Below are 26,015 nucleotides of genomic sequence, written 5' to 3' on the forward strand. Positions count from 1 at the left end.
CTCTTAATGAGTAAGGCCGTTGGATGATGACTAATAAAAATTGGATATCCAGTATAATACGTTATCGTGTAGCGATATTGCTGATAATCGTTATGGGGATTTCTGCCTATCTTGATGGTTATTTCTATTTTGGTAGCGCACCTCACATCAAGCTGATTAAAGTGATTAATGAACCTATATTTGCGCGTACCAATAAAAAAGCGTTCTCTGGCGTAGATATTTCGAAAGATGTTCAAGAGATCATTAAAATAGGGGCAGATGCCGAAGAGGCCATTAAAATACTTAATAGTGCGGGAGTTGAGTTAAAAAAGATGCAGAAATTTAAGTATAAGATGTTTGGAATCACCGACCAGAGTCTTGATGTTTATAGTGGTAGCCGTCTCGTGAATAATTTCCCATTTTTCTTTTTTTCTTTTATATGCGCGGATAAGTCTTATTTTGACTTGCAGATTAAAGAAGGGCGCGTTTCTGATATCAAAGCCAATATATCAACCGTCTGTATATGAGAGTTTTCATGTTGAAGAATTTATATAAGGCTTGGTTCGGATTGCTGCTTTGTTTCTTTTTGACAGGGTGTATGTCTTCATCTTTCACGCAGTATGAAAGTTCGCGGCTATATTTGTTGCGTAAATATGCAGGGTTCAAAGTTGAAGATAAAAACACACCCCATTTTAAACTGGTATATCGGAATACCGAATACCTAGTTAAAGAGAATGCCAAGAAAAAAGACTTCGCACTGTACAGTCTTGCTATGGGGTATAAGGCCAAAGAGGAAAATGCGGTGACAGTTGGGGCGAAGTGTGAAGGCCCTGTAGAAAAGACAGTTTGGTTTACGGGTTGTTTTCCGCCTCCAGCGATTTTGATGAAGCTGATGTATGTTTATAATACAGCGATTATGGATCAGCCGGACTTCCCTAAAGCGTGGGAATGTATCCGCGATGATAAAATGATGGAAGGCTACGAAAAGGGTATCAAAGAAGAAGAGGAATATGTGCGAAAATCCACAAAAGAGTCTATTGAAAAGTGGAAAGAAAAAAGAAAGAAATCTCTTTTATATAATGACTGATTACAGCTATTGGGTGAAGAGAGGGACAAAATAATATTTCATCCTGCGCACTTTTAAGCCGTATTTGGCGCGAAAAAACTGTTTTTTCCTTACTTTTTTCAGGATGCAGCAAAAATGCCGTTAACCAATTCTATTTATAGGCAAGTAATTGTATTTATTAAATAAAGCGCGCATGTAATGGTTAATAAAGTGTTAATCGCCTGTTTTGGACGGGGTAAAATGCGTATATGTTAACCATATTTAACCCCTGATTAACCATTTCTTAACCAAAACCCCGCTATACTGAAATTATGGATGGAGATTTATTTTAGTGGTTTCTTTTAAATCTCGTTTCATCTGTGCCTCCTCGTAGTCTTTTGCCCGGCCCGTGTGCCGGGCATTTCTTTTGTGCCGTATTTTGGGTTTGAGAACACGGCAGCAGCGGTGTATATCTGTAAGACAAAAGGAAAAAGACAATGGATGTCATCGACTATCAAAAAACCAAACCCGTTGCGCTCTGGCTGTATAGCTGTGCCTTTCTGATCTTCTGCATTGCGGTGGTGGGGGCGATTACGCGACTGACGGGGTCGGGGCTGTCAATTGTCGAATGGCAGCCGGTCACAGGCGTGCTGCCGCCGCATGATGCCGAGTCATGGAACAAGGTTTTCGATCTTTATAAAGAAACGCCGCAATATCAGAAAATCAATGAAGGCATGTCGCTGGAGGAATTTAAATCCATCTTCTTCTGGGAATGGTTTCACCGCCTGCTGGGGCGTGCCGTCGGCGCGGTCTATCTGCTGCCCTTTCTGGTCTTTCTGGCCATGAAACGCATCCCCCGTATTTATTTCCCCAGCTTTGTCGGTTTTTTCCTGCTGGGCGGGGCACAGGGCGTGCTGGGATGGTATATGGTCAAAAGCGGGTTGATTGATATGCCTGCGGTCAGCCATTACCGTCTGGCGGCGCATTTGTCGCTGGCGCTGATTTTGTTTTCGCTGATTTTGAATATGGCTTTAAAGCTTTCGGTGCCGCCGTCGAAAAACCGCGCGATTCTGTTCCCGCTTTATCGCATGGCGCGGCGCGTGATTATACTGCTGGCGCTGACCATTATCTGGGGTGCGCTTGTCGCAGGCTCAAAAGCCGGATTGATCTATAACAGCTTCCCGCTGATGGGCAAATATCCGTGGCCGACGGAGGGGCTGGATATGGCGCCGCTCTGGATCAATATTTTTGAAAACCATGCCACCGTCCAGTTTATTCACCGCGCCTTGGCGGTGCTGACGGCGTTTTCGGTCTTGTTCCTTGTCGGGCGCAGTATGAATTTCCAAAAAAGCCCGCGTGTTTCATGGGCTTTCGGGCTGGCGGGTTTTCTGGTGATTGTGCAATTTACGCTTGGCATGACAACATTGCTGACGCAGCTGATGCTGCCGGTCGCCGTGCTGCATCAGGCCGTGGCGGTCATGCTGCTGGGGTCGCTGATCTGGGTGCTGCATGAATTGCCGCCGGAAGATTACTCGCTGGATAAGAACGACAAATGATGACATGTCCCATAATTTAGACGATATCACACCCGAATTACTGCTTTACGCCTATACGGAAGGCTTGTTTCCGATGGCGGAGGGGGCGGAGAGCAGCAAGATCTACTGGTTTGATCCCGAAATGCGCGGCCAGCTTTCCATCTCCGGTCTGCATGTGCCGAAAAGACTGCAAAAAACCATCCGGCATTACCCTTATGATATACGCGTCAATACGGATTTTGCCGCTGTCATCAAATCTTGCGGCGTGTCAGGGCGCTATCGGCCGGAAAGCTGGATCAATAAGACCATCATTGATCTTTATACGCAGCTGCATGATCTGGGCTTTGCCCATTCCGTCGAGGCATGGGACAGGGAAACGGAGGAGCTGGTCGGCGGTGTTTACGGCGTGGCGCTTGGCGGCGCGTTTTTCGGGGAAAGCATGTTCCACCGCGCCACGGATGCCAGCAAAATCGCTCTGGTTCACCTGACGGCAAGGCTGTGGCGGCAGGGTTACCGGATTTTTGATACGCAATTTGTGAATGATCATCTCGAACAATTCGGCGTTTACGAATTGCCGCGCGCGGAATATAAGGCGCAGCTCGCCGAAGCGCTTAAAAAGCCCTGCGTGTTTTATTCGGATTTAGGCTCTGACGGCGCGGGCGGTTCTTCATCGCTGGCGGAATCGCCTGCGGAATCATCACCGGAGACAACAACCGCGCCTGCGGAGCTGGCTTTGGTATCGGATTTTTTGCAGTCAATCACCCAGACATCAAAGACCGGATGATCCATTGCCGACAGGGCAGGGCTTGAGGCGAACATCCAGCCGCTGAAAACCCAGCGCGTGTTCTTTTTATCATCGCTTTCTTTCGGCTTCTTTTTTGCCGCATCAGGCAGCACATGTTCCCAGATTTGCAAGAAAGCGGCGCTTTCCGGCTGCTTGGTCGGCGGAGTCTTGCGGCAGGCCTGCGGACGGATGAACAATGTTTCCCCGAATTTGACCGTCTGGCCGACAGGCACTTCAAAGGTCGAGGTGCGGGCATAGGTCTTATCAAGGCTGCGCAATACGGCGACATCCATATCCGTCATTTCAACGGGCTGCGGCTGTGCCGGCTGAATTTGCGGCGGCGCGATCCGGTCCTGTTGCTGTGCAAAGACAGGCGCGGCTGTCAGAAACGGCACGGTCAGACACAAAACAGCAAACCATGATGCTTTGCGGTGATTATTCTCCGTCTTCCGGCGCATCATCTGCTGCATCATCCTTTGTTTTGGTCATGCTGAAAATAACCTGCCCAAGCATTTGCTCCAGCCCCGGCGGCGATTGCGTGTATTCGATACGGTCACCTGTTTCCAGATATTCCTCATCGGCGCCGATTTCCAGCGCAACATATTTGCCCCCCATCAGCCCTTCGCTGGACAATGTGGCAGAGGTATCGAGCGGTAGTTTAATACCGTTATCAATGTCCATCTGGACAATCGCTTCATAGCTGTCATTGTCCAGATAAAACCCGGCAACGCGTCCGACTTTGACACCGCTGATTTTGACAAGATTGCCGACATTCAAACCGTCAATCCGTGAAAAACGCGCTTCCACCGCGTATCCTTCCACCGGCGCAAGATCAATGACTTTATAGGCAAAGGTTAAAAACGCCCCTGTGACAGCAAGGACGAGCGCTCCCAAAACGGTTTCAACAAGGTTGTTATTATGCATATTTTTCTCTTCTGCTTTTTAAAATCTTAAAAATTATTTCGGCGGCACCCACGCCGTGTAATCCCCTGTGGCGGCGGCGCGCTTGCTGCCTGTGGCTTCACCTGGCGGCAGATAGGCGTTTTCCGTTCCCGTCCGGTTTTCATGGTGCTTTTGCTGCCATTTTTGACGGTAAGCTGTTTTTTTACGCGGTGCGGGCGGAACTTCATCCGTTTGATGATGCATCCAGCCATGCCATTCGGGCGGGATACTGCTGGCTTCGGGCGTGCCTTTGTAGATGACCCAGCGGCGTTCACGCTTGGTGCCGCGACGCGGTTTACCACGGTAATAAATATTGCCGTGCTGGTCTTCGCCGACACGTTTTCCGCGCCGAAGCGTAAAGAATAAAATCTGTATATTCGACAATACGCTGAAAACAGAAAATTTTGCCATTACTCTTACCCGAGAATCCTTATTTATTGCAGCGTCTATTCTTGCACAACACGCCGCGCTACAAAACTGTTTTTTCAAGCTTTGGCGCTGTGCCGTATATTTCCGTTGCGGTTCTGATATAGTTGTTTGTGATGTCTGTGACAAGAAATTTCGTCATGCCGTCCCGGCCGATGGCTGAATCGATTTCCGGATGGCGTTGAAGATAGTCGACCAGTTTGGCCGGAATGATTTCATCCTGTGAGATTACATGCACATGCGGCGGCAGCAGTTCTTTCAAGTAGGGGCGCAGGAAAGGATAGTGCGTACAGCCCAGTATAAGCGCCTCTATGCCGTGTTCCAGCAGCGGGGCGATGTAATCCGCCAGAATGGATGGAAGCCACTTCTGGCCGTTATTTTCGATCAGCGGCACCAAAAGCGGCGCGGCGGCGGCAAAGATTTCTATTTCAGGGTCAAGTTTCTGCAATTCCATCTGATAGATCTGCGACTGCACCAGCCGTTCGGTAGCCAGAAGGCCGATTTTTTTACAGCCATATTCCAGCGTTGCCTCCAATGTCGGAATCACAACCCCCAATACACGGCGGTCGGGAAAGTTTTCGGCCAGATAACCCTGCTGCAGCCGCCGCAAAGCCGCAGCGCTGGCGGTGTTGCAGGCGACAATCACCAGATTGCAGTCTTCCTTGCGCAGCAGGTGATCAATGGCCTGTTCCGTATAATCATAGATGGCATCATTCGAGCGTCCGCCATAAGGCAGATGCAGTGTATCGCCGAAATATACGAAGTCGTGCCGCGGCAGAACTTGCCGCGCCGCTTTCAAAATCATCAGGCCGCCAAGCCCGGAATCAAAAAAACCGATACGCATCATAACGGGATGATACTAATTGCGGCGAAGCAAAAAGAGAAGGCCTGTTTTTAAAACAGGCCTTCTGATTTCTCTCCAACTTTTAAAGTCGTATATCTTGCTTTTTTATTTTGAATAACTTTTTGTTTTTGCTGCTTTGGCGCGATTTTGAATGTCGTCTGCAGCTTTTTTAACCTGTTTTTGTGCAGCCGTGTTGAACACATCTGCGGCCAGGCCGACAAACATGCGGCGGCTTTTATCCATGATATTGTGGATGAAACCCGAGGTTTCTTGCTTGCCGGTTTCGCTAAGCTGCATGGAGTTTTTCAGTTTTTCACCCCATTTGCGGACGGTTGCTTTCCCTTTCCATGCCACGCCTGTACCGACAGCGGCGGAGGCAACACCTGCAACCATCAGAGCGATCGGATTGACAACGCCGATAGCGGCGGCTGTAACACCAACGATTTGTGTGGCAACGCCCAGAACGGCTGTTCCGGCCAAAGCCGCGCCGCCAAAGGCCGCGACACCGGCAGCTGCGGCAACCGTTACACCTGCGGCAGCGGCAACGCCGCCTGCAATGGCAAGGCCGTTCAGACCCCAGCGCAGGCCGGTTCCGATAACTTTTCCGACAAAGGAGCGACGGTCAGGATTTTTGCGCCATTCTTCGATTTTGCGCTCCATAACCTTGTCCATTTTTTCATTGTAAAGGGCGCGTTTGAAATGCCGGAAGGCGAAAAACGCCGGGATAGCCGTCGGCGCGAACAGCGCCAAGGCAAAGAAACCTGTGAAAATTTGTGTGATGGCGGTGCCGACCATAAAGGGGGCTTTCATCAAAAGGGAGGTACCAAAGCCGATAGCTGTTGCCAGACCGCCCATTTTCGCACCGTCTGTGACTGAATCTTTCACGATCGGATTTTTGCGGTTTTTCCATGCAACTTTTACGCGTTGCTCAAGCTCCCACATAAAGCTCGGATATTCTTTTTTCTCCAGTGCCATGAGTCTAAACTCCCTCATTCAAAATAAGATTACACGCCTTTGTATTCCATCAGCCCGCTTAAATCAACGGATTTCGGTACCTTTTCCGCAATATGACTCACCCTTTTGCAGAATCGGTGCGTTAACTAGTTATTAACATATACAGATATTTCCATAATTTGTCAAGTATTATGGAGGATTGCATGCTTTATCGGAGACACGACAGCTATGAAATAAAGCGTAATTGGCGCAAATGGCATGGCAAATGGCATGATGGTTAACTCTTAAAAATTAAATGGAGGAGTTAGGTATTGTGTCCCCAGCTTTTTCCAAATGGAGGAGTTAGGTATTGTGTCCCCAGCTTTTTCCCTCAGATTTTTCCCCGATTTTTAAAAACAGGATTATTTTCAATATTGCGTTTTTAGGATAAATAAACTAGGTTGAAAACATTCAAAGTAGTAATAATTTCAAGGATGTACCATGCCAGATCCATTGCCAAATCTTCTTTATAATCAAGATAATAACGCCGTTTTTGTTCCCGATCACTTACCTTTAGTTTGTCTAACTTTTTACCTTTTCCTTGATTTTGACGATGAAGAGACGAGAGCAACACAGCTTCAAGATCTTTTTTATAAATACGAAAACTCTGACTTTTTTCAAAAATTGCAATCTGCTCTTGAAGAAGACCCCCAAGCAAAAGAATGTTTAGCTATGGCTCAAGAGGCCATTAAAAAAAAGGAAATTGAGCCTTATGAAAGAGATACAGATTTCCAAAACTACGAAAATGACAATAAGATAAATTTACCAGAGTTTTATACCATTAGCTTTTTAATTTGGGCTGAGAAAACGGGCTTCAATATTCCACAACTTATACTTAAAGAATTACAAAACAAGATTGAAATATACGCCCATAATAGGAGCTATCGCGAAGAGTACAAACTAAACTTCCCCTATATAACTCAAGAAGAGTTCAATTTCAGGGTAAAAGAACCCTTGTGGAACATGACGGATGCCTTACTTTACGTACTTGGATATAAAAGCAACAGAAATGACGATCAGAAAGTTGATTTTTTAAAATATAAAAAACGTGTAAAAAGGCTAACAAAGTATATCTTAGACGCTCGTCAGACAGGTGATTTAAAACTCCACGGATTTGACGATCATTTATACGACCATGATCAAAAAGATATTGAAGAAAAAAGATTAAAGTCTTTCTATAAAAGCCGTGTAAAACCTAAAGAATTTATCACGTTTTTAAGCGGGTTATCTTTGGATTTACCGATTATTGAACAATACATATATCCTGATGAACCCACGGTAGAAGAAGCTTCTCTCCCTAAGCCCTTAGAATTTGAAGCTATACTTCACCCTATTATCATAAAAGGAGCATATAAACAGTATCAAAATGAACACTTCCGAGATGCGGCTCTAAATTCTATTGTGGCTGTTTTCGACTACCTTCGAGAAAAAACAGGGCTTAGGGATGATGGAGACCGACTTGTTAGCAAAGCCTTTGCGTTAGAAAATCCATTTATTATTCTAAGCAATATAGCGACAGAGTCAGGAAGAAACGATCAAAAAGGATTTATGAATATCTTCAAAGGGGCTTATCTAGGGATACGCAATCCAAAGGCGCATACATTAGAAACTAATTTAACAAAAGAAAAAACCGCTCAATACCTTATTTTTGCGAGTTTACTTGCTAGAAGAATTGATGAAGCGACTTTTCCAAAGCAGAATGGAAATCTGGGGACAAAATCTGGGGGCACAGTACTCATTAAATAAAGTGGAAAGTTGTGGTGCTACCGGATTTTGGATTGTCACATCGGGGGCTGTCTAACCCGCAAGAACGGAGGAGGTGTCTTTCAGCAAAATTCTAGGCGGCGATATAGCCCTGCAAAAGTTCCGGCGACAACGGCATCAGGAAAGGGCCGTCCGTCCAGAGCAGGGCGCAGCGTACCGTTTTCCCCGGATAAATATGCTGCAATGTTGTGTAATACATACCCATCTGGCGTAAATAGATTTCCGGCACATGTTTTTCGATTGCCGGCGGCGGACGGTTGGTTTTGTAATCAATCGCGTAAACTTCGCTTTCCGTGACAAACAATCTGTCAATCACCCCCGAGACCGCGAAAAACGCGTCCTGATGGTCTTTGCGGCGCACACGGCCATGGAAGGGAACCTCGGCTTCGGAGCCGGGGCCGAAAATCGGTGCAAATTCGGTATGCTGCAATACGGCCATCACTTCGCGGCAGATATCCGCCTGTTCTGCATCATCCAGATCATGCACGCGGCGCGAAAGGTAACTGCGGGCGGCATTTTCACGCGCCTCACCATCCTGCGGCAAAGCGGGCAGCATTTCCAGTAATTTGTGGGTAATCAAACCGCGGCGAAAGCGGCTTTTATCTTCTTTACCCAGTAAAGGCGAACGCGCGGCGGGTTCATTATCCAATATCCGTGACGGTGCCAGCGGTTTTGACGGCACGGGGTCATCCTCCGGTTTTGTCCGGCACCAATCCGGCACAGTTGTGATCTTGGCAATCCGCGCCTTTTCCGGCGGCGCGGCGGCATCTTCCACAACGGCACTCACATCCCGGTGTTGCAGACGTAAAGCCGGAGACGGCAGGCCGTCAGGCGTTTCCTGCACGGCGGCACCTTTGACATCAAAATCGATTTCCTGTGCAACCGGCTGCAGGGAACGGTAAAGTGCGCTGTACCAGCAATCTTCCGGCAATTTACTCGAGGGTTTCTTTTTATAGCCGCAGATATAGAGTCTGTCCTCGGCGCGGGTCAGGGCAACATAAAGCAGGCGGCGGTATTCTTCTTCCTCCTTGCGGCGCAGCTCGCTGACGCGGGCGGTATAGGTCGGGTCTTCCATTTCCTGACGCGGCGCCCAAAGCGGCAGTGCCGTTTTATGCGGCGGTGCGTGCCACAGCAAGCGGTCACGGTTCTGGGTATTATCTTTGGGATGCGACAGCGTATCGGGCAGGAAAACAACCGGTGCCTGCAGACCTTTCGAGCCGTGCACCGTCATAATCCGCACCTGATCGGCATTTTCATCCTGCTCCTGCTGGCGTTTGATTTCCGTCTTGCCTTTTGAAAACCAGTTCAGAAAGTCCTGCAAGGAAACGATGCGCTGCTGTGCATATTGGAAACAGGCATTCAGCAATTCCTCCATCGGGTCCAGCGCATCATGCCCCAACCGTCCCAGTACCGCATGGCGTCCGCTGACGGGGCTGGCTGGGCAGGGGGCATTCAGCAATCCGGCGAAAAAACCGTAAGGCGGCAATGTTTGCGCCTTGTCGATGCAACGCGCCAGATAACGCGCCACCGTCTCATAATCCGGATGGGTTCTGACGGCCTCGTAAAGCGAGGTTTCGCGGTTGCGGCATAATCTATACAGGTCATCCTCGTCCAGCCCGACCAGCGGTGTTTTCAGAAACGTTGCGAGCGTCAGATCGTCTTCGGGCATCAGACCGAAAGCGGCGGCGGCGATCAAATCCGTCACGGCGAGCTGTTCGTTCAAGACCATACGGTCAACCCCTGCCACAGGAATATTGCGTGATTTCAACGCGCGGACGCATTGATCAACAAAGACGTTCCGCGTGCGCACAAGGATCATCACATCGCCGGGGGTAATCGGACGGCCGCGTGCCGCCAGAATTTCACCATTATCAATCCAGCCGCGCAGCGTATCGGCGATTTTCTCGGCAAGGCGCATGCCCGCATCTTCGGTCTGGCGAATGGCAAGCGGCAACACCCAGCCGTTTTCCGGCGCGGCGGCGTCCTCATCGGCGGAGGTGATGACGGGCCACATTTCAACAAGGCCGGGATGTGCCGCGCGGTGCGGAATGTGACGGATTTCCGCGCCTGTCTGCGTCACAAGACCGCTGCGGTTTTCAGGCAGGGCGAAGAGGGTATCGACGAAATGCAACACTTCCGGTGTGGAGCGGAAAGAGACTTGCAGATCGATCAAGCGCCAATCCTTGTCGGAGGCTTTGGTGCGGTCGCGGAAATAGTCGCGCATCCGTGCAAATTCGGCAGGGTCGGCACGTTGGAAACTGAAAATCGACTGTTTTTCATCTCCGACGACAAATAAGGTGCGCAGACGGTCAGTTTCGGCATCACGTCCTTGCCCCGCGAAAAATTCCTCGGTCAGAGCGGTAATGACCTGCCATTGCTCGGGATTGGTGTCCTGCGCCTCGTCAATCAGGATATGGTCAATGCCGCCATCCAGTTTGAACAAGACCCATGCAGCATCGGATTTTTCGCTGAGCAGGTCACGGGTACGGTAAATCAAATCATCATAATCCAGCAGAGCCAGATCATCTTTTGTCTGCTGATACAGTGCCAGAATATGCGCACCGATCCTGAGAACATCCGCCGTGGCCTGTACCAGTCCGATGGCCTGCAGACGGTGATGCACCTCCAGCACTTTTTCAGCCTCGCGCAGCATGACATCGCCGATATTATCCATTTGCTTCTGCGCGGCCTGTGTACCCATGCGTTTACGGATTTCATGCTTGCCGGTCAAAAACGCGCCCTTATATATATTAAAAGCGCGCCGTGCAGGTTGCGGATTATTGGCGGCAAGCCAGTCCTGCATTTTTTCTGCGGCGTCCAGATCGGATTTGCCGCCGTGAGAGAGTGCGTCACAGGCGGCGCGCAGATCGGGAAGATGCACGGATTGCGCCTGCGCAAAATCGGCCAGAACGGTTTTTTCCGTTTCCCCGGGCGTCAGATCGAGCGCGGCATAGATTTTTTCAATCACGCCGTCATAGCCGCCTTCATGGGTCAGCAGATAAGTCAGGCGGCTGCGATTGCCTGTCAGTTCGGTCAGCAGAGTTTCCATCTGTTCGGCATTCAGAAGCCGCGTTAAATGCGTGAAAGCAGTGGCAAGAGGGCTATCGGGCTCCTGCCGGACGTCGCGGATCATAGCGGATTGACATTTGGCGAGGTAATCCTGCGCCTTTCTTTCATCCATGACTTCAAAATGCGGGGAAAGCTCGGCCTCGATCGGGAAGCGGCTTAAAACCGACTGGCAGAAAGAGTGAATGGTCATGATTTTCATGCCGCCTGCCGTATCCACGACACGGGCGAACAGGCGGCGGGCCACACGTACCATTTCCGGCGACGGCGCATCACCTGTTAATTCCGTCAGTTTCGTTTTCAGCTTTTCCTCTTCCATCACCGCCCATTTTGACAGCACGTCATGGATGCGCAGTGCCATTTCCGCAGCTGCGGCTTTTGTAAATGTGATGCACAGGATTTTCTCGGGCGGCGTCGGGGCGGCAGGATTTTCACCCGTACCGGGCAGCATCAGGCGCAAGACGCGGTCTGTCAGGATTTTGGTTTTGCCGGTTCCGGCAGAGGCGCCGACCCAGACGGTTGCGCCCGGATCGGATGCGGCACGCTGCGGCACATTCGGATCTGTGGCAGCAATGCCGGAATCGCTTGCGGGCAGGGGAGAATGATTCGTATCATGCCGCGCATGGTCGTTTGCCATAATTTATTAGCCTTTTTAAGGATTTACCTTGCAAACAGCATAGCAAAGAACCTGCCTGTTGGGGAGCGGTTTTTCAAAATTCTCCCCTTGCATGGAAAATGGCAGGGCAGAAAAAAATAACGGCTACTCCATTGATAATTATAACGATTATACCCTCATGGAAACATTTTACATATTTTTGTTTGACAATTATTACGGAAAATGGTTAACTGAATATTAAGGGATATGTAACAAATCGTTAACCAAGTTTAACAAAAAGTTACAAGACAGGGTTTGGAGTTAATTCAAGTAATAGGGGAATAAAACAATGGCACGCATCTTGGTCGCAGAACATAATGAAGAAATCGCAGCTTACCTGGCATCATCTTTGAAGGACGGCGGACATAACGTCATCCTGACAGATAATTCGCTGGACGCGTGGAGAACATCAGGCCAATTCGAATTTGACGTGCTGATTGTCGATATCGTTATGCCGGGCATGGACGGTTTTGTGCTGGCGCAAAAAGCGCTGCAAGCCAATCCTTACCTGCATGTTATCTTCATCACGGGATTTGCAGCTGTTGCAATGGATACATATAACTCACCGGATTACTCGCCGCAGCCGGTTACGACGGCACCCTTCCACCTGAAGGATATCTCGGCACGGGTCCGTTACCTGATGGGCGATCTGACGGCACTGCCGAAAGCCGATCCGGAAATGTACGCGAGCGGCACGGAAAATATCGTTTACGCAGACTTTAAAAGCAGAAAGCGCTCGTAAATCAGGCAAAAGTTTTTTTAAGGCAAACCTGCTACGGAACAATAGCGATTGAAGTAGTGGTTTAGTACTCCAAAACTCTGGAAAAGGTGTCAGGAAACTGACACCTTTTTTTTCTGTGCCCTTGTTTCATGCCTGTTCTGCGCGGTAAACTGAAACCGTAATCTGGTCAAAGGATGCACGGTTTTGAAATATTTTCTGCTTTGTGCCGTTTTCATCACGGCTTTGTGTCTGCAAATAGCGCCTGCTGCGGCTTTTGGCGGCAAAAAGGATGAGGGGGCGCTGGAACAGGCTGTGATCGAACATGGCGGCTATCAGCGCATATACTGGATATACGATCCGCGTAGCGGAAAAGAGCGGGCGGCGGCAGGCAAGCGTCCGCTCATCCTTGCGCTGCATGGCGGCGGCGGGAAAGCAGAGAAGTTTCATACCTCTTTTGGTGATGCGACGTCTATGCGGACGCTTGCTGACCGCGAGGATGTCCTGATCGTCTATCCGCAGGGCTATAAGCGTCAATGGAATGACGGGCGCGGAGTCGACCAGATTCCGGCGCAGAAGTTGCAAATGGATGATATCGGATTCCTGTCTGCCTTGATCGACCTGATGATCGCAAATCGCGATGCTGATCCGTTGCGCGTCTATGCGACAGGGATTTCCAATGGCGGCTTCATGTCCAACCGCGCAGCCTGCGAATTATCCAAAAAAATAGCTGCGGTCGGTATTGTGACAGCGGGGATGCCTATCAGGCTGGCGCCGTTGTGTAAGCCGGAAGCTCCGGTGGCCGTCTTGATTATGAATGGCACACAAGATCCTTTTTGTCCTTTTAACGGTGGCATGGTCGGTCGCAAAAAAAAGCCGCGGGGAGAGATGATGTCAACGCTGGACAGTTTTTATTTCTGGCTGAAACAGGCGGGATACAAGGAGGCTGCGCCGTTGATCCGTCCGAAAGCATTGCCGGATAAAGATAAAACAGACGACACCCGTGTGTTTAAACAAAGTTTTCGTGGTGATGCGGGACAGGAGGTTATGCTGTATACGGTTGAAGGTGGCGGGCATACGTGGCCGGGCGGCAAGCAATATTTGCCGAAATTCCTGATCGGCAAAGTGAACCGCGATATTGACGGTATAAATGAAATCTGGGATTTCTTTGCCCGCAATCCGAAGAAAGCGATCAAAAAGAAGGATTAGCGCTGAATCTGGATCAGCATGCCGGAGGTGTTTTTCCCTGCGCCGAATCCGCCGTAGCGGTACATGCTGCAACGCCAATTTGTTGCGGGATATTCTGCAATCATTGCTTGGGAAATTTTGAGGGTTTTGTGAAGTGATTGTTTTTTATTGTTTTTTACGGGAAAAATTTTCTGCATCAGGTTCTCTTTCGTTTTTCTGCGGCGGCTTCTGCCTTCTATCCGCTTTTCCTTTGATGATGCGTTTATACACAATCCTGCCCCGCAAGTCAAGACATAATGTAAATACATATTAACCGGATGCGACTTAAGCCTGCGTTTAGGCCGGAGCTTAACGAAGTGTTTTGGCAAGCCGGTCAAGCACGGCATTGACAAGTTTTTTCTCGCTTTTGTCAAAGAAGGCTTCGGTTACATTCAGGTAATCGGAAATGATGATACCGACATCAATATCGTGATGCGCCAATATCTCGTAAGTTCCTGCACACAGGATGTGCAGCAGCAGCTTATCCAGCTTTTCCGGTGTTTTGCCGTCCAATGCGCCTGCGACCATATTGTCAATATCTGCGCGGCGTTCCGCATAGCCTGTTACGATGGATTCCAGCAGTTCCTGATCGGCAGGGACGAAGAGATCCTCATCCATCTTATAGCCGAGCCGATGGGTGTTATATTCGCTTAAAACGGCTTTGATATCCTGTTCCTGATGGAATGCCTGATACAAAACCTGTACAGCGGCGAGCCGTGCTGCGGAACGGCGGGCTTTCTTCGAGCCCTCATTTAATTTGACGTCACGTTTCACGACGCATTCGCTTTCTGAAGTTTTTCATTAAGATTACTGACAAAGGTATTGAAATCAGAGACTTCTCTGAAATCCTTGTAGATCGAAGCATAGCGGACATAAGCAACGGAATCAAGCTGCGCGAGTTCGGCCATGACCTGTTCGCCGATCATCAGGCTGGTGACATCAGATTCACCGGATTCTTCCAGACGACGGACGATATTGCTGACTGCGCATTCGATTTCGATACTGCCGACAGGGCGTTTTTGCAGCGGCAGACGCAAGGAGCGGATCAGCTTGTCGCGGTCAAAACTCTCGCGGCGTCCGTCCTGTTTTGAAACCGTCAATTCGCGCAACTGCACACGTTCAAAGGTCGTGAAACGTGTGTTGCATTCACCGCAGGTGCGGCGGCGGCGGATGGCGGCGCTTTCTTCGGCCGGTCGTGAATCCTTGACCTGTGTATCATTATGTCCGCAGAAGGGGCATTTCATGGTGCTTATCCTCTTTGTTGTTTATACCAGATCCTGATAAATCGGGAAGCGTGCGCAGAGCTCCGTCACGCGGGCAGCAACGGATTTTTCAACCGCTTCATTACCGTCAAGGCCGTTTTTGGCAAGGCCGTCGAGTACTTCCAGAATCATCTCGCCGACAAGGCGGAATTCGGCAATGCCGAAGCCGCGTGTGGTTGCCGCCGGGCTGCCCAGACGGATACCGGAGGTCACCATCGGCTTTTGTGGGTCATTCGGCACGGCGTTTTTGTTACAGGTCAGATGGGCGCGTTCAAGGCTGATTTCCGCATCGCGGCCTGTCAGGCCTTTCGGACGCATATCCACCAGAACCATATGGCAGTCGGTACCGCCCGAGACGATATCGAGACCGCCGCTTTTCAGCGTTTCCGCCAGAATACGGGCATTATCCAAAACGGCTTGCGCGTAATCCTTGAAGGCAGGTTGCAAAGCCTCAAAGAAGGCGACGGCCTTTGCGGCAATCACATGTTCCAACGGGCCGCCTTGCAGACCGGGGAAGACTGCGGAGTTGATTTTTTTGCCGATGGCCTCGTCTTGCGACAGGATAATGCCGCCGCGCGGGCCGCGCAGGGTTTTATGCGTGGTCGAGGTTACGACATGGGCATGCGGCACCGGATTCGGATAGAGCCCTGCGGCAATCAGACCCGCGTAATGCGCCATATCCACCATCAGATAAGCGCCGACTTCATCAGCGATTTCGCGCATGCGTTTAAAATCAATCACGCGCGGATAAGCCGAAGCGCCTGCAATAATCATTTTCGGCTGATGTTCCAGTGCCTGTGCGTGCAGCGCATCGTAATCAATCAGATGATCATCATCGCGCACGCCGTATTGAACGGCTTTGAACCATTTTCCCGACATATTCGGTGCCGCGCCATGTGTCAGATGGCCGCCGCAGGCCAGCGACATGCCCAGAATGGTATCTCCGGGGGACAGCAGCGCCAGCATCACGGCCTGATTGGCCTGTGCGCCGGAATGCGGCTGTACATTGGCGAAATTGGCACCGAAGAGTTCACAGATACGCTCAATCGCCAGCGTTTCGGTTTCATCAACAAATTCACAGCCGCCGTAATAGCGCTTGCCGGGATAGCCTTCGGCATATTTATTGGTCAACACGCTGCCTTGTGCTTCCAGCACGGCGCGGGAGACGATGTTTTCAGAGGCGATCAGCTCAATCTGGTTTTGCTGGCGGTGCAGCTCATGTGCGATGGCTTTGTGAACGGCAGGATCCGTTTGTTCCAGTTTGCTTGCAAAAAACATGTGTTTCTCCTGTTCTGCGCTGTGTTGCGGCTTTGTCATGGACATATGGATGGCTCCTTCTATTCCCGTGGTTTAAGACATTTTTGCAACGCGCCCTGCATGGCGGCCGCCTTCAAATTCCGTATTCAGAAAAACGCGGGTAATATCTTCCGCCGTAATCGTTCCTGTGACGCGCTCGCCCAGCGCCAGAATATTCGCATTATTGTGTTCGCGGGCAAGGCGGGCGGTGGTCGTATCGTGGCAGAGCGCCGCGCGCACAGCCTTATTACGGTTGGCGGCGATACTGATACCGATTCCGGTGCCGCAAACAATGATGCCGTAATCCGCATCGCCGCCCGTGACAGCTTCCGCAGCCTTACTGCCGAAGTCGGGATAGTCGACGGAGGTTTCGGCATCATGCGTACCAAGATCGGACACGTCATAGCCGTCCTTTTGCAAAAATGCGATAAGGTGGGTTTTTAATTGAAAACCGCCATGGTCTGAGGCGATTGCAATACGCGGTTTTGGATGCGACACGTTCTGCTCCCATCAATAAATAGAGTAATGCGTCTGTGTTGCATACTAGATATAGTGTTTTATAAGGGAAGTTCAATCGTTTTTTTGCCTTCATCGAGAATTTCCCGCGCCAGCGGGATCGAAACAGGGCGTTTTTGCGCCAAAGCGGCGGTATCAAGCGCGGCGGCAAGGCTTTGGACGGCGCTGCAGTTGCGTTCCGTCCTTTTCAGAACATATTCCGTGACCTCGGGGGAAATTTTTGTCTGACGGTCGGAGAAATATTTCACAAACAGCGTTTTTAAAAGTGAATCATCCGGCGGCAGCAGATTGACCGCGGCAAAGGTTTTTAGGCGTGACAACAGATCGGGCAGGGGGCAGTCCCATCCGGCGATATCCGTTGTCGCCGTGAGGAAAAAGCGTCCCTTTTCAATGCCGTGGATATTATAAAGATGAAACAGCGCCTTGGCACAGTCATCATCCTGCAAGGCCGTATCGGCATTATCCAGCGCGAAACAGCGGGCCGGTTCTGCGGCAGTGCTGAAAATCTCGTCCTTGTGCAAAATGGCGGGGGTTAACAATACGGCATTGGTTTGCGCCGCCCAGAGAGACAGCAAATGACTTTTGCCGGAGGATTCGGGGCCGTAGAGAATCGCGCCTGCGGCCTCCCAATCCGGCCAGCGGGCCAGATAGTCCAGCGCCGTACGGTTGCAGTCCGACGGCAGCAAAGCGCCGCTTTCTTCCGTTCCGGCAAGATCAAAGAAAAGTTGCTGTTTCATACCCGTCACACCGGTTCCGGTATTATTGTTGAGGAACAAGCTGATAGGGCGGCACGTTTTCCACCGGCATCTGCTGCGGAACGGTTTCCGGCTGTACAGGCGGCGCATAGAATTGCGGTGTGACATGCAGCCCGTAGACGCGTTCTTCGGCGCGGTCGTAAGGAGAGCTGACAGGGACGGCAAGCTCCAGCCCTTGTTGGACAAAGGCGCGGCGCAGCTGGTCTTCCGATCCGCGGAAACTGATTTTTGTTCGTGCCGAATTGCGTCCGAGTGACAGGACTTCAATATCCTCGACGCTAAAGGTTTCTTCAACACGTTTCTGGATGGCCAGCCATTCCCCCATATTGGTAAAGGCGATATCGGCAACAATCGGCTCCTTGCCTCCGGTTTTCTGCACAGGTTCCGCCGGTGTTCCGCTATGAAAAAATCCGGCAAGACCCGTTTGCGGCGCAACAGGTTTCGCCGCGGCTGTTTTGGCTGTCTGTTGCCAGCGGTCTTCCAGATAGAAAACGGTTTTTGCAATACCGTCGGTGAAGAGAGCGCCTTCCAAATTTTCGCCGTTATCCAGATTAACGGTGCGCTTATGCGCCATTTCGTCACCGTCCAGCGCGTAAAGATGCAGCAATCCGTAGCGGAAAGAGGGGTCTTCGACTTCAAAAATCGCCATCACCGCATCGGTTGCCTGATAGCGCTGCATCAGCCTGTCAATCGCATCACGGTTATGGCGGACCATATCGGATTCTGCGGCAAGGCGGAGATCCGTGCTGTCGCCTGCAGGAACCCGCACAGGTACAAAGCTGCGGCTGTGATCATGTGTCTGCCACGCTGTCAGCCAGGGATTGCGCGCACCCCAGAAAACGCTGCCGGTTGTGATATCGCTGTAACGGATGACAGGCAGAATCAGAACCGTGTCAGGCATGCTGGTTACCAATTCGCCGTAAACACGGGACTGGAAAAACTTTTTGGTGATCTCGGGACGGAAATAGAAAGTCAGTGTTGCGATATAGCGCACATCGGACACGGCCTCCTCATTTATTTCGAAAGATTCAATCAATGTGCTGATTGTTTGTTCATCCGCATCATCCAGCACAGCCTTGCGCCGTGTCTGATCAGGAACCAGCCTTTCGCTGAGCATTTCAAAAGCCGTCTTTCGCGCATTGCGCAGGGCGGCGGCGCGGGCGGCGGCGGCATCCTCTGCCGTTTCATCAACGGCAACGCCGGTTACGGCAAAAACACCGGCTTCCGCGTCCGTATCGCGGGCGGCGGCATGCGATGCTGTCATCAAAAGCGCGGCGGCCATAAAAATGGCGGCGAAAAATAAATAACGGAAAGAGAACATCGTTCAAACTTACCTTTCATCCTGCTGATACAGTTCCGGCGGAATGAATTAATACGTGACATTCCTGCCTGTACAATAATAAAATGTTTCTTGAAGGTATCACAACCTTAATTCGGCAGAGCCTGTCTCTGCTGCTTGAGGACTATACAAGAGGGAAAGGGCAAAAACAATGCACATCAAGAAAACAGATAAAGCGGCACAGCAAGCCTGGCAGGGATGGGTGAGCTTTACCAAAGCCATGACCATCGCGACCGGCGGTTCGGTTCTGCTGCTTATTCTTTTGGCGCTTATTTTCACTTAAAAAAACATTTGTCCGGTCAGCCCTTATGGGGCGGTGCGGGGAATTCCCACTTTATTTCCATCAGGTTTCAGTAATAATCAATGCGTTTTTGGACCGTTTACATTTTTGCAGTTTTACTCTTTGGCGCGGCGGCCATTTTTAATGCCGCGCCCGCTGTCGCGCAGGGCCTGCCGAAAATGCTGATTATTAACGGCAATGCAACCTCCTATAAGATCATGCCCTTTATTTATCATGCGGAAGGGGTGGAAGGGCAAGCGCCTGACTTCAAGAAAATATCTGACCTTTACCTGCACGGGAATACGCAGGCGCTTAATTTTGAGCGTTTTTTGCATTTCGGTTATGAAGAAAAGCCGTACTGGCTTCTGTTCCGCATCTCCAATCTTGCGTCAAATAAAAAGAACTGGATACTGGATCTTGGACGGCACAGTAGCGGCGCCTACGGTTTTGCTGACCGCATCATGTTTTTTGCACAGGACGAAACCTCCCCTGTCGTGCAGGACGGACGCATTTCTGGTTTCAAAATACAGCATGAGTTGCAGCGCAAAAACGCTGTGCCTGTGACCGTGCTACCGGGGCAACAGCGTATATTCGCCTTTTATATTGAACCCGCGCCGGGCATCCCGGCTGTGATGACGCCGGTACTCTATGAGGCTGACATTTGGGCCGAAAAGGTTGAAACAAAGCTTGGGCGGTCTCTGAATTTTGTGCATTTCGGCATTCTGGGATTGATCTTCTGCTTTTTCGGCGTTTTCTATTTTCACCGCAATATCTCATTGCTGATTTTCCCGGGCTATCTTGTCAGTAATTATCTGCTGTTTATCTCCACCGACCAGTTGATTTCTTTTGATCATGCGATTGATATCGGGCTGGTGCCGCTGTTCCATATGTTAACGCTGTGCTGTGCCTTGATGCTGTCTTTGACATGCCTTTTGCGGCGGGATAAGCAAATTCAGCGTGTTTTGTTCAGTCTGGTCGTCTGTTTTGCCTTGCTCAGCGGGTTGTTCTTTTTCTTTCCCGCCGTGCGCGATTTACTGTTTGGCGGGTTGATGCTGCGCTATATGGGGATTGCCAGCATTCTGCTGATTATCGGCTTGTCGGTTCTGGCGCGGCTGCGCAGCGGGCAGGGCCATCATTCCGCCTATATTCTGGCATGGCTTATTCTGCTGTTCGGGGCGATATATCAGGATATGGCGCTGGCGCGCGCCATTCCCGCGACGCCGCTGAACATGAACGGTTATTGGATTGCTTTTGTGCCGCATCTGCTGCTGCTCTCCTTTGCGGCCGTGCGCAGCTATTACATTTCCGCCGTCGTGCAGAAACAGCTTGATTACGAGGAAGAGCATGAAAAGAAAATGTATGAGGAGCTGCGCCGTGCCAAAGAAAGCGCCGATCAGGAGCGTCTGATCAATGTTCTGAGTAAAGAGCGTGAAATGCTGGCCGAGCTGCGGGAGAGGGAAGCGGAACAAAAGCTGGAACTGCAGCAGGCAAAAGAAACCGCGGATCATGCCAATAATGCCAAATCGGCCTTTCTCGCCATTGTCAGCCATGAAATCCGCACGCCGATGACCGGCATTATGGGGATGCTGAAGCTGCTGTTGGACACGCCGCTGGATAAAAAGCAGAAGGAATATGCCGAGACCATCCAGTATTCCGGCGAGACACTGCTGGCGCTGCTGAACGATGTTCTCGACTTCTCCAAAATTGAAGAAGGGCGTATGGAAATCGAACGGGTTGATTTCGACCTGCATAAACTGATTAAAAGCGCGGTGATGCTGATGGCCGGGCGCGCGGATGAGAAAAATATCAAGCTGGAATATAATATCTCCCCGAATGTGTCGCCCGCCTTGCGCGGTGATCCGACCCGCATTCGTCAGGTGCTGTTGAATCTGATCGGGAATGCCGTCAAATTCACCGAGAAAGGCGGCATTACCGTTACCGTGCGTATGGCGGAGAACTCCATACCCAACAAGCCGCAAGTCTATTTTGCCGTGCAGGATACCGGTATCGGTATTTCAAAAGAAGGCAAGAAGAAGCTCTTTACGCCCTTTGTGCAAGCCGATAACAGTATTGCGCGGCGCTTTGGCGGAACGGGTCTGGGGCTGACCATTTGTAAAAAGCTGGTTGATGCCATGGGCGGTGAAATTCATGTTGATAGTGAGCTGGGCAAAGGTACGGTCTTCCATTTCACACTTATTCTGCCGCCCGCACATGACCAAAGCATCGCCGCACCGGAGCGGGAGGAAGAAGATCAGAAGGCCGCCGCCGCACGTCCGCTGAATATTATGGTTGTTGATGATAACGCCGTGAACCAGAAGGTCGTGAAAGGGCTGCTGGATAAATACGGGCATAATGTCCGCACTTTCTCGCAGGCACAGAAAGCCATTGATGTGCTGACCAATCAGCCCGATATTCATATCGTCTTTATGGATATGCAGATGCCGGAAATGGACGGGGTCACGGCAACGCAGAAAATCCGCGCCATGAGTGAGGCGCATATGAAATCCGTGCCGATCATTGCCATGACAGGGAATGTCATGGATGAAGACATCCAGCGCTGTAAAGCGGCGGGTATGAACGGCTATCTGGCCAAGCCGATTGACGAAGAGAAAATGAATAAGCTGATCGCCCAGATCGCCCAGAAAGTGTACAGCAATGGTGCACCGAATGTGACACCATCTGCGCCCGCATCTGCGGCTCCGCCACAAGCGGCCCCCGCACCCAAATCGGCTGAAAAACCTGCGACTGCGCCGCAGCAGGCACAACAGCCGCCTGCTCAAGCTGCTCCGCAACCCGTGGTAGCGCCGCAAGAACCGCCGAAACCGGCAGAGGCTCCTGCGCCTGCTCAACCGGCTGCACAGCCCGCGCCGGCGGCTCCGGCAGCAGAAGAAGCCGCACCAAGCGGTGCCGCCCTGCCGGACAAGCCTGACCTTTATGATAAGGCCATGATGGAAAGCCTGCGCAGCGCGTTAGATGCGGGTGATTTTGAATCCATGATGAAAGATCTGTACGACAAATCAGATGAACTGATCGTCAGCCTCAATAAGGCGCTGGCGGATAAAGACGCGAAAGCGCTGTTTGGTTTCGGTCATGATTTAAAGGGTATGACGGCCAATTTCGGTATGAGCGGGCTGTCTAAAATCGCCGCTGCCATCGAGGCGGGCGGACGCGCCGAAGAGCCGAATATGGAAGAGCTGGCCAAGCTGGTCGCACAGCTGGAGCCGCAATATAAAGAGCTGCGCAGCATTCTTGATAAATGGCTGCCGATTGGCTAAACCCTGAAGGGTTTTCAGCCGCTCAATCTCTTGTAAAAAAAATCTCGTGATATTAATAAAGGCCGCCGGTGCCGGTGCTGATGCTGGAACTTTCATCCTGCGCTTCGATCGGCACAAGTTTTTCACCATCAAAAATGACGGGGCGGCTGGACGGCTCGGTGCCGTGCAGGAATGCCTCCCAGATCACATGTTCATCTTCCGCCTCGGCACGGGTGCCATCCGCACGGTTGATCTGGACAAGGCGGATACCTTGCGGTACGCGGAACGGTACGGCAGGTTTGTCTTTGAGTGCCGTTTCCATGAATTCCTTGAAAACCGGAACGGCGACACGCGATCCTGTTTCTTCACGCCCCATCGGACGGGGGGTGTCAAAACCGATATAAACCCCGACGACCAGATCAGGCGTATAGCCGATAAACCATGTATCCTTGGCTTCATTTGTCGTGCCTGTTTTTCCGGCCATCGGGCGGTTCATGCTTTTCAGGCGGATGGCCGTACCGCGCTGAACCGTGCCTTCCATGATCGATACGATCTGATAGGCGTGGCGCGGGTCGAGAATCTGTTCGCGGATATCGGGCAGGGCGGGAACATCCTGTGCATTCCAAGGAATCAGCGGACCGCAACCTTCACAGGGGCGGGCATCGTTTTTCGCAATCGTGTGGCCTGTTCTGTCCTGAATACGGTCAATGATACTGGGATAAATGCGTTTGCCGCCGTTCACAAAGCTGGAATAGCCGCGCACCATGCGCAAAAGCGTTGTCTCGCCTGCGCCAAGTGCCATGGACAGGACAGGATCAAGATCATCAATGATGCCCAGACGGTGTGACATTTCCGCAATTTTTTCCATACCCAGCTGATGCGCAAGCCGTACCGTCATCAGGTTTCGGGATTTTTCAATCCCGACGCGTAGCGGGGTCGGGCCGTAAAATTCATGGCTGTAATTGCTGGGGCGCCATTTGCCCAGCCCTGCACCCTGATCCAGTACGAAAGGCGCATCCAGTACCAGCGTGGCAGGTGTATAGCCTGTTTCCAGCGCCGTTGTGTACACAACAGGTTTGAACGCACTGCCGGGTTGACGCTGCGCCTGTGTGGCGCGGTTGAATTCGCTGATTTCATAGCTGAAGCCGCCCACCATTGCCAGCACACGGCCCGTATGCGGGTCAATCGCCACCAAAGCGCCTTGCACTTCGGGAATCTGGCGGTAATGATGGATTTTGCCGTCTTTATCATCCGCAGGCTCGGTCAGAATGACATCGCCGGGCTTTAAAACCTGCGTGACGGAAGTGATTTCCGGCCCGCGTGAGAAGCTGGATAAACGCTCGCGCGCCCAGGTCACATTTTCAAGCGGAATGGTGCCTTTTGTACCGTCACTAAAGCCGATCTGTGCGCGGCTTTTATTGGAATCCAGCACGACAGCCAGACGCCAGTCTTCTGCGCCGACGGGCTGCGTGATTTCCATCAATTGCTGTTGCCAGTTTTCCAGCGAAGCCATTTTTGCAATATGCTCGCGATGGCGGCCATGTCTGCGGTCATAGGCAACAAGGCCGTGCCGCAGTGCTTGTGATGCGGCTTTCTGTAATTCAGGTATCAGGGAGGTATGCACGACCAGACCGCCTTTATACAGCGTATCTTCACCATATGTTTCGATCAGGTGGCGGCGGGCTTCCTCGGCAAAGTAAGAGGCGTTGGTATAAATTTCCTCATTTTCCTGTGCGACGGTTTTCAGCGGTTTTTCCTGCAATGCCGTCAATTCTTCCGGCGGGATATGGCCGTCCTCGCTCATCCGTGACATGACCCAGTTCCGCCGCTCGAAGGCGGCATCATAATGGCGTGTGGGGTGGTAGTTATTCGGGGCTTTCGGGAGCGTGGCAAGATAGGCCGCTTCCTCGATTGTGACCTTGTCGATGGTTTTGCCGAAATAATACAGAGCAGCAGCGGCAACGCCGTAAGTGCCGGCGCCCATATAGATTTCATTCAGATAGAGTTCGAGAATCTGTTCTTTGCTAAAGGCGCGTTCAATCCGGAAGGAGAGGATCATTTCCTTGATTTTGCGTTCATAAGAGACTTCATTGGTCAGCAAAAAGTTTTTGGCAACCTGCTGCGTAATTGTCGAGGCACCGACGGGGCGGCGCTTGCCGTGATTGCGTATATTGGTGTGAATGGCGCGGGCAATGCCCAGCGCGTCAATACCGGGATGGGTATAAAAATTCTTGTCCTCGGCAGAGATAAATGCCTGTTTGACATGATCGGGGATTTCGCGCAGCGGCAGAAAAATCCGCTTTTCTTCGGAAAATTCCGCCATTAAACGCCCGTCGGACGTATGGACGCGCGTGATGATCGGCGGTTCGTAATTGGCCAACTGGTCAAAATCGGGCAGGTCGCCACCGTAATAAAACAGAACCCAGACAAAAATACCGATGCCGCCGATCAGTGCAATCAGGCCAAGCGAAAAAAGAGCAATTAAACCGCGAAAGAACAGCGACATTTTTAAAACCGTTATTTTTATTTTGTATTCGCCCTACCGGAAGGCGAAGCGTTCTTAAACCGCCAGCTGGATCGGCCCTTCGGCGCGGCCGTTGATAAACTGGTCTACATATTCATTGCCGGAATGTTCGATATCGTCCGCTGCGCCGCGCCAGATAATGCTGCCCTCATAGATCATGGCGATATCATCGGCAATTTTGCGGGCACTGGCCATATCATGGGTGATTGTCAGGGTTGTTGCCCCCAGTTCCTTGGTGGCTTTGACAATCAGCTCATTAATGACATCGGCCATAATCGGATCAAGCCCTGTGGTCGGCTCGTCAAAAAAGATAATTTCGGGATTGGTCGCAACGGCACGCGCCAGCGAAACGCGTTTCTGCATACCGCCGGATAATTCCGCAGGGAATAGCGGCGCAATGCGCTCCCCCAGTCCGACGGAGCGCAATTTTTCAATCGCGATGTCATAAGCTTCTTTTTTGGAATATTTGCCGGATTGCAACAGGCCGAAGGCGACATTGTGCCAGACGGGCAGACTGTCAAACAACGCGCCGCCCTGAAACAGCATACCGAATTTATTCATCAGATGATCGCGCTTATGCACCGGCATGAAGGTAATGTTCTGGCCATCGACACTGATTTCGCCGCGGTCAGGCATAATCAGCCCCAGAATACATTTTAGCAGCACGGATTTACCGGAACCGGAACCGCCGATAATCACAATGGATTCACCTTTTTTCACATCCAGCGATGCGCCGCGCAGCACTCGGTTGCTTCCGAATGCTTTATGCACGTTCTTCAATCGCAGTTTGTAATGATCCATCTGTCAGCTT

The 26,015-nt window shown here is 51.1% G+C and carries 22 protein-coding genes and 1 pseudogene; 8 read left to right on the top strand and 15 right to left on the bottom strand.

What is annotated here, in order from left to right; all coding sequences use genetic code 11:
• Window positions 1–23: 23 nt before the first annotated feature.
• From HND56_06060 to HND56_06075, 4 genes are all read left to right on the top strand, one after another.
• A complete protein-coding gene (locus tag HND56_06060; GenBank protein ID QKK05275.1) occupies window positions 24–506 on the top strand; it encodes a hypothetical protein in 483 nt (160 codons plus the stop codon).
• 8 nt (window positions 507–514) lie between these two features.
• Window positions 515–1,066 carry a hypothetical protein gene (locus HND56_06065; protein ID QKK05276.1) on the top strand — a complete coding sequence of 184 codons (552 nt, stop codon included), beginning with the start codon at window positions 515–517 and terminating at the stop codon, window positions 1,064–1,066.
• A 455-nt stretch (window positions 1,067–1,521) separates the two neighbouring features.
• Window positions 1,522–2,580: a heme A synthase gene (locus HND56_06070; GenBank protein ID QKK05277.1), complete on the top strand. Its 1,059-nt coding sequence runs from the start codon at window positions 1,522–1,524 to the stop codon at window positions 2,578–2,580.
• A 4-nt stretch (window positions 2,581–2,584) separates the two neighbouring features.
• The gene (locus HND56_06075; protein ID QKK05278.1) at window positions 2,585–3,343 is read left to right on the top strand and encodes a leucyl/phenylalanyl-tRNA--protein transferase; all 759 of its coding nucleotides are present in this window, start codon (window positions 2,585–2,587) and stop codon (window positions 3,341–3,343) included.
• On the opposite strand, the pseudogene HND56_06080 reads toward HND56_06075, so the two are convergent.
• From HND56_06080 to HND56_06100, 5 genes and pseudogenes are all read right to left on the bottom strand, one after another.
• A pseudogene (locus tag HND56_06080) lies at window positions 3,298–3,645 on the bottom strand (DUF2155 domain-containing protein). The gene HND56_06075 and the pseudogene HND56_06080 sit on opposite strands and share 46 nt — an antisense overlap.
• 133 nt (window positions 3,646–3,778) lie before the next feature.
• Complete coding sequence (gene mlaD / locus HND56_06085) at window positions 3,779–4,267, bottom strand: outer membrane lipid asymmetry maintenance protein MlaD (GenBank protein ID QKK05279.1); 489 nt, start codon at window positions 4,265–4,267, stop codon at window positions 3,779–3,781.
• A 33-nt stretch (window positions 4,268–4,300) separates the two neighbouring features.
• The gene (locus HND56_06090; GenBank protein ID QKK05280.1) at window positions 4,301–4,696 is read right to left on the bottom strand and encodes an NADH:ubiquinone oxidoreductase subunit NDUFA12; all 396 of its coding nucleotides are present in this window, start codon (window positions 4,694–4,696) and stop codon (window positions 4,301–4,303) included.
• Between the two features lie 58 nt (window positions 4,697–4,754).
• Complete coding sequence (gene murI, locus HND56_06095; GenBank protein ID QKK05281.1) at window positions 4,755–5,558, bottom strand: glutamate racemase; 804 nt, start codon at window positions 5,556–5,558, stop codon at window positions 4,755–4,757.
• Between the two features lie 102 nt (window positions 5,559–5,660).
• Complete coding sequence (locus HND56_06100) at window positions 5,661–6,530, bottom strand: hypothetical protein (protein QKK05282.1); 870 nt, start codon at window positions 6,528–6,530, stop codon at window positions 5,661–5,663.
• Between the two features lie 981 nt (window positions 6,531–7,511).
• Between HND56_06100 and HND56_06105 the strand changes: the two genes are divergently transcribed.
• Window positions 7,512–8,294 (top strand): TIGR02391 family protein, encoded by a 783-nt coding sequence (locus HND56_06105; protein ID QKK06576.1) that lies wholly within the window; start codon window positions 7,512–7,514, stop codon window positions 8,292–8,294.
• Between the two features lie 91 nt (window positions 8,295–8,385).
• Here HND56_06105 and addA read toward each other — a convergent pair whose 3' ends face one another.
• Window positions 8,386–11,931 (bottom strand): double-strand break repair helicase AddA, encoded by a 3,546-nt coding sequence (addA, locus tag HND56_06110; protein QKK06577.1) that lies wholly within the window; start codon window positions 11,929–11,931, stop codon window positions 8,386–8,388.
• Between the two features lie 391 nt (window positions 11,932–12,322).
• Between addA and HND56_06115 the strand changes: the two genes are divergently transcribed.
• Together HND56_06115 and HND56_06120 are read left to right on the top strand one after the other, a co-directional pair.
• Window positions 12,323–12,775, top strand: a complete 453-nt coding sequence (locus HND56_06115) for a response regulator (protein ID QKK05283.1) — start codon at window positions 12,323–12,325, stop codon at window positions 12,773–12,775.
• A gap of 183 nt (window positions 12,776–12,958) precedes the next feature.
• The gene (locus HND56_06120) at window positions 12,959–13,960 is read left to right on the top strand and encodes an esterase (protein ID QKK05284.1); all 1,002 of its coding nucleotides are present in this window, start codon (window positions 12,959–12,961) and stop codon (window positions 13,958–13,960) included.
• Here HND56_06120 and HND56_06125 read toward each other — a convergent pair.
• The 7 genes from HND56_06125 to HND56_06155 form a co-directional block, all read right to left on the bottom strand.
• Window positions 13,957–14,136 carry a hypothetical protein gene (locus HND56_06125; GenBank protein ID QKK05285.1) on the bottom strand — a complete coding sequence of 60 codons (180 nt, stop codon included), beginning with the start codon at window positions 14,134–14,136 and terminating at the stop codon, window positions 13,957–13,959. The two genes, HND56_06120 and HND56_06125, sit on opposite strands and share 4 nt — an antisense overlap.
• A gap of 151 nt (window positions 14,137–14,287) precedes the next feature.
• Window positions 14,288–14,752 carry a transcription antitermination factor NusB gene (nusB, locus tag HND56_06130; GenBank protein QKK05286.1) on the bottom strand — a complete coding sequence of 155 codons (465 nt, stop codon included), beginning with the start codon at window positions 14,750–14,752 and terminating at the stop codon, window positions 14,288–14,290.
• Complete coding sequence (nrdR, locus tag HND56_06135; GenBank protein ID QKK05287.1) at window positions 14,749–15,222, bottom strand: transcriptional repressor NrdR; 474 nt, start codon at window positions 15,220–15,222, stop codon at window positions 14,749–14,751. The genes nusB and nrdR overlap by 4 nt, the downstream gene beginning before the upstream one ends.
• A 21-nt stretch (window positions 15,223–15,243) precedes the next feature.
• Window positions 15,244–16,557, bottom strand: coding sequence for a serine hydroxymethyltransferase (locus HND56_06140; protein ID QKK06578.1), 1,314 nt, complete (start codon window positions 16,555–16,557; stop codon window positions 15,244–15,246).
• Window positions 16,558–16,590: 33 nt separating this feature from the next.
• Complete coding sequence (gene rpiB / locus HND56_06145; protein QKK05288.1) at window positions 16,591–17,034, bottom strand: ribose 5-phosphate isomerase B; 444 nt, start codon at window positions 17,032–17,034, stop codon at window positions 16,591–16,593.
• Window positions 17,035–17,093: 59 nt separating this feature from the next.
• Window positions 17,094–17,789 (bottom strand): DNA replication protein, encoded by a 696-nt coding sequence (locus HND56_06150; GenBank protein ID QKK05289.1) that lies wholly within the window; start codon window positions 17,787–17,789, stop codon window positions 17,094–17,096.
• Window positions 17,790–17,811: 22 nt separating this feature from the next.
• Window positions 17,812–19,128 carry a DUF2066 domain-containing protein gene (locus HND56_06155; GenBank protein ID QKK05290.1) on the bottom strand — a complete coding sequence of 439 codons (1,317 nt, stop codon included), beginning with the start codon at window positions 19,126–19,128 and terminating at the stop codon, window positions 17,812–17,814.
• Window positions 19,129–19,605: 477 nt separating this feature from the next.
• On the opposite strand from HND56_06155, the gene HND56_06160 reads away from it, so the two are divergent.
• A complete protein-coding gene (locus HND56_06160) occupies window positions 19,606–22,701 on the top strand; it encodes a response regulator (protein ID QKK05291.1) in 3,096 nt (1,031 codons plus the stop codon).
• Between the two features lie 52 nt (window positions 22,702–22,753).
• Here the strand turns inward: HND56_06160 and HND56_06165 are convergent, their stop codons facing one another.
• Complete coding sequence (locus tag HND56_06165; protein QKK05292.1) at window positions 22,754–25,186, bottom strand: penicillin-binding protein 1A; 2,433 nt, start codon at window positions 25,184–25,186, stop codon at window positions 22,754–22,756.
• 54 nt (window positions 25,187–25,240) lie between these two features.
• Window positions 25,241–26,005 carry an ATP-binding cassette domain-containing protein gene (locus HND56_06170; protein QKK05293.1) on the bottom strand — a complete coding sequence of 255 codons (765 nt, stop codon included), beginning with the start codon at window positions 26,003–26,005 and terminating at the stop codon, window positions 25,241–25,243.
• Window positions 26,006–26,015 lie beyond the last annotated feature (10 nt).

This window comes from Pseudomonadota bacterium (assembly GCA_013285465.1).
Lineage (GTDB): Bacteria > Pseudomonadota > Alphaproteobacteria > Micavibrionales > CSBR16-224 > CSBR16-224.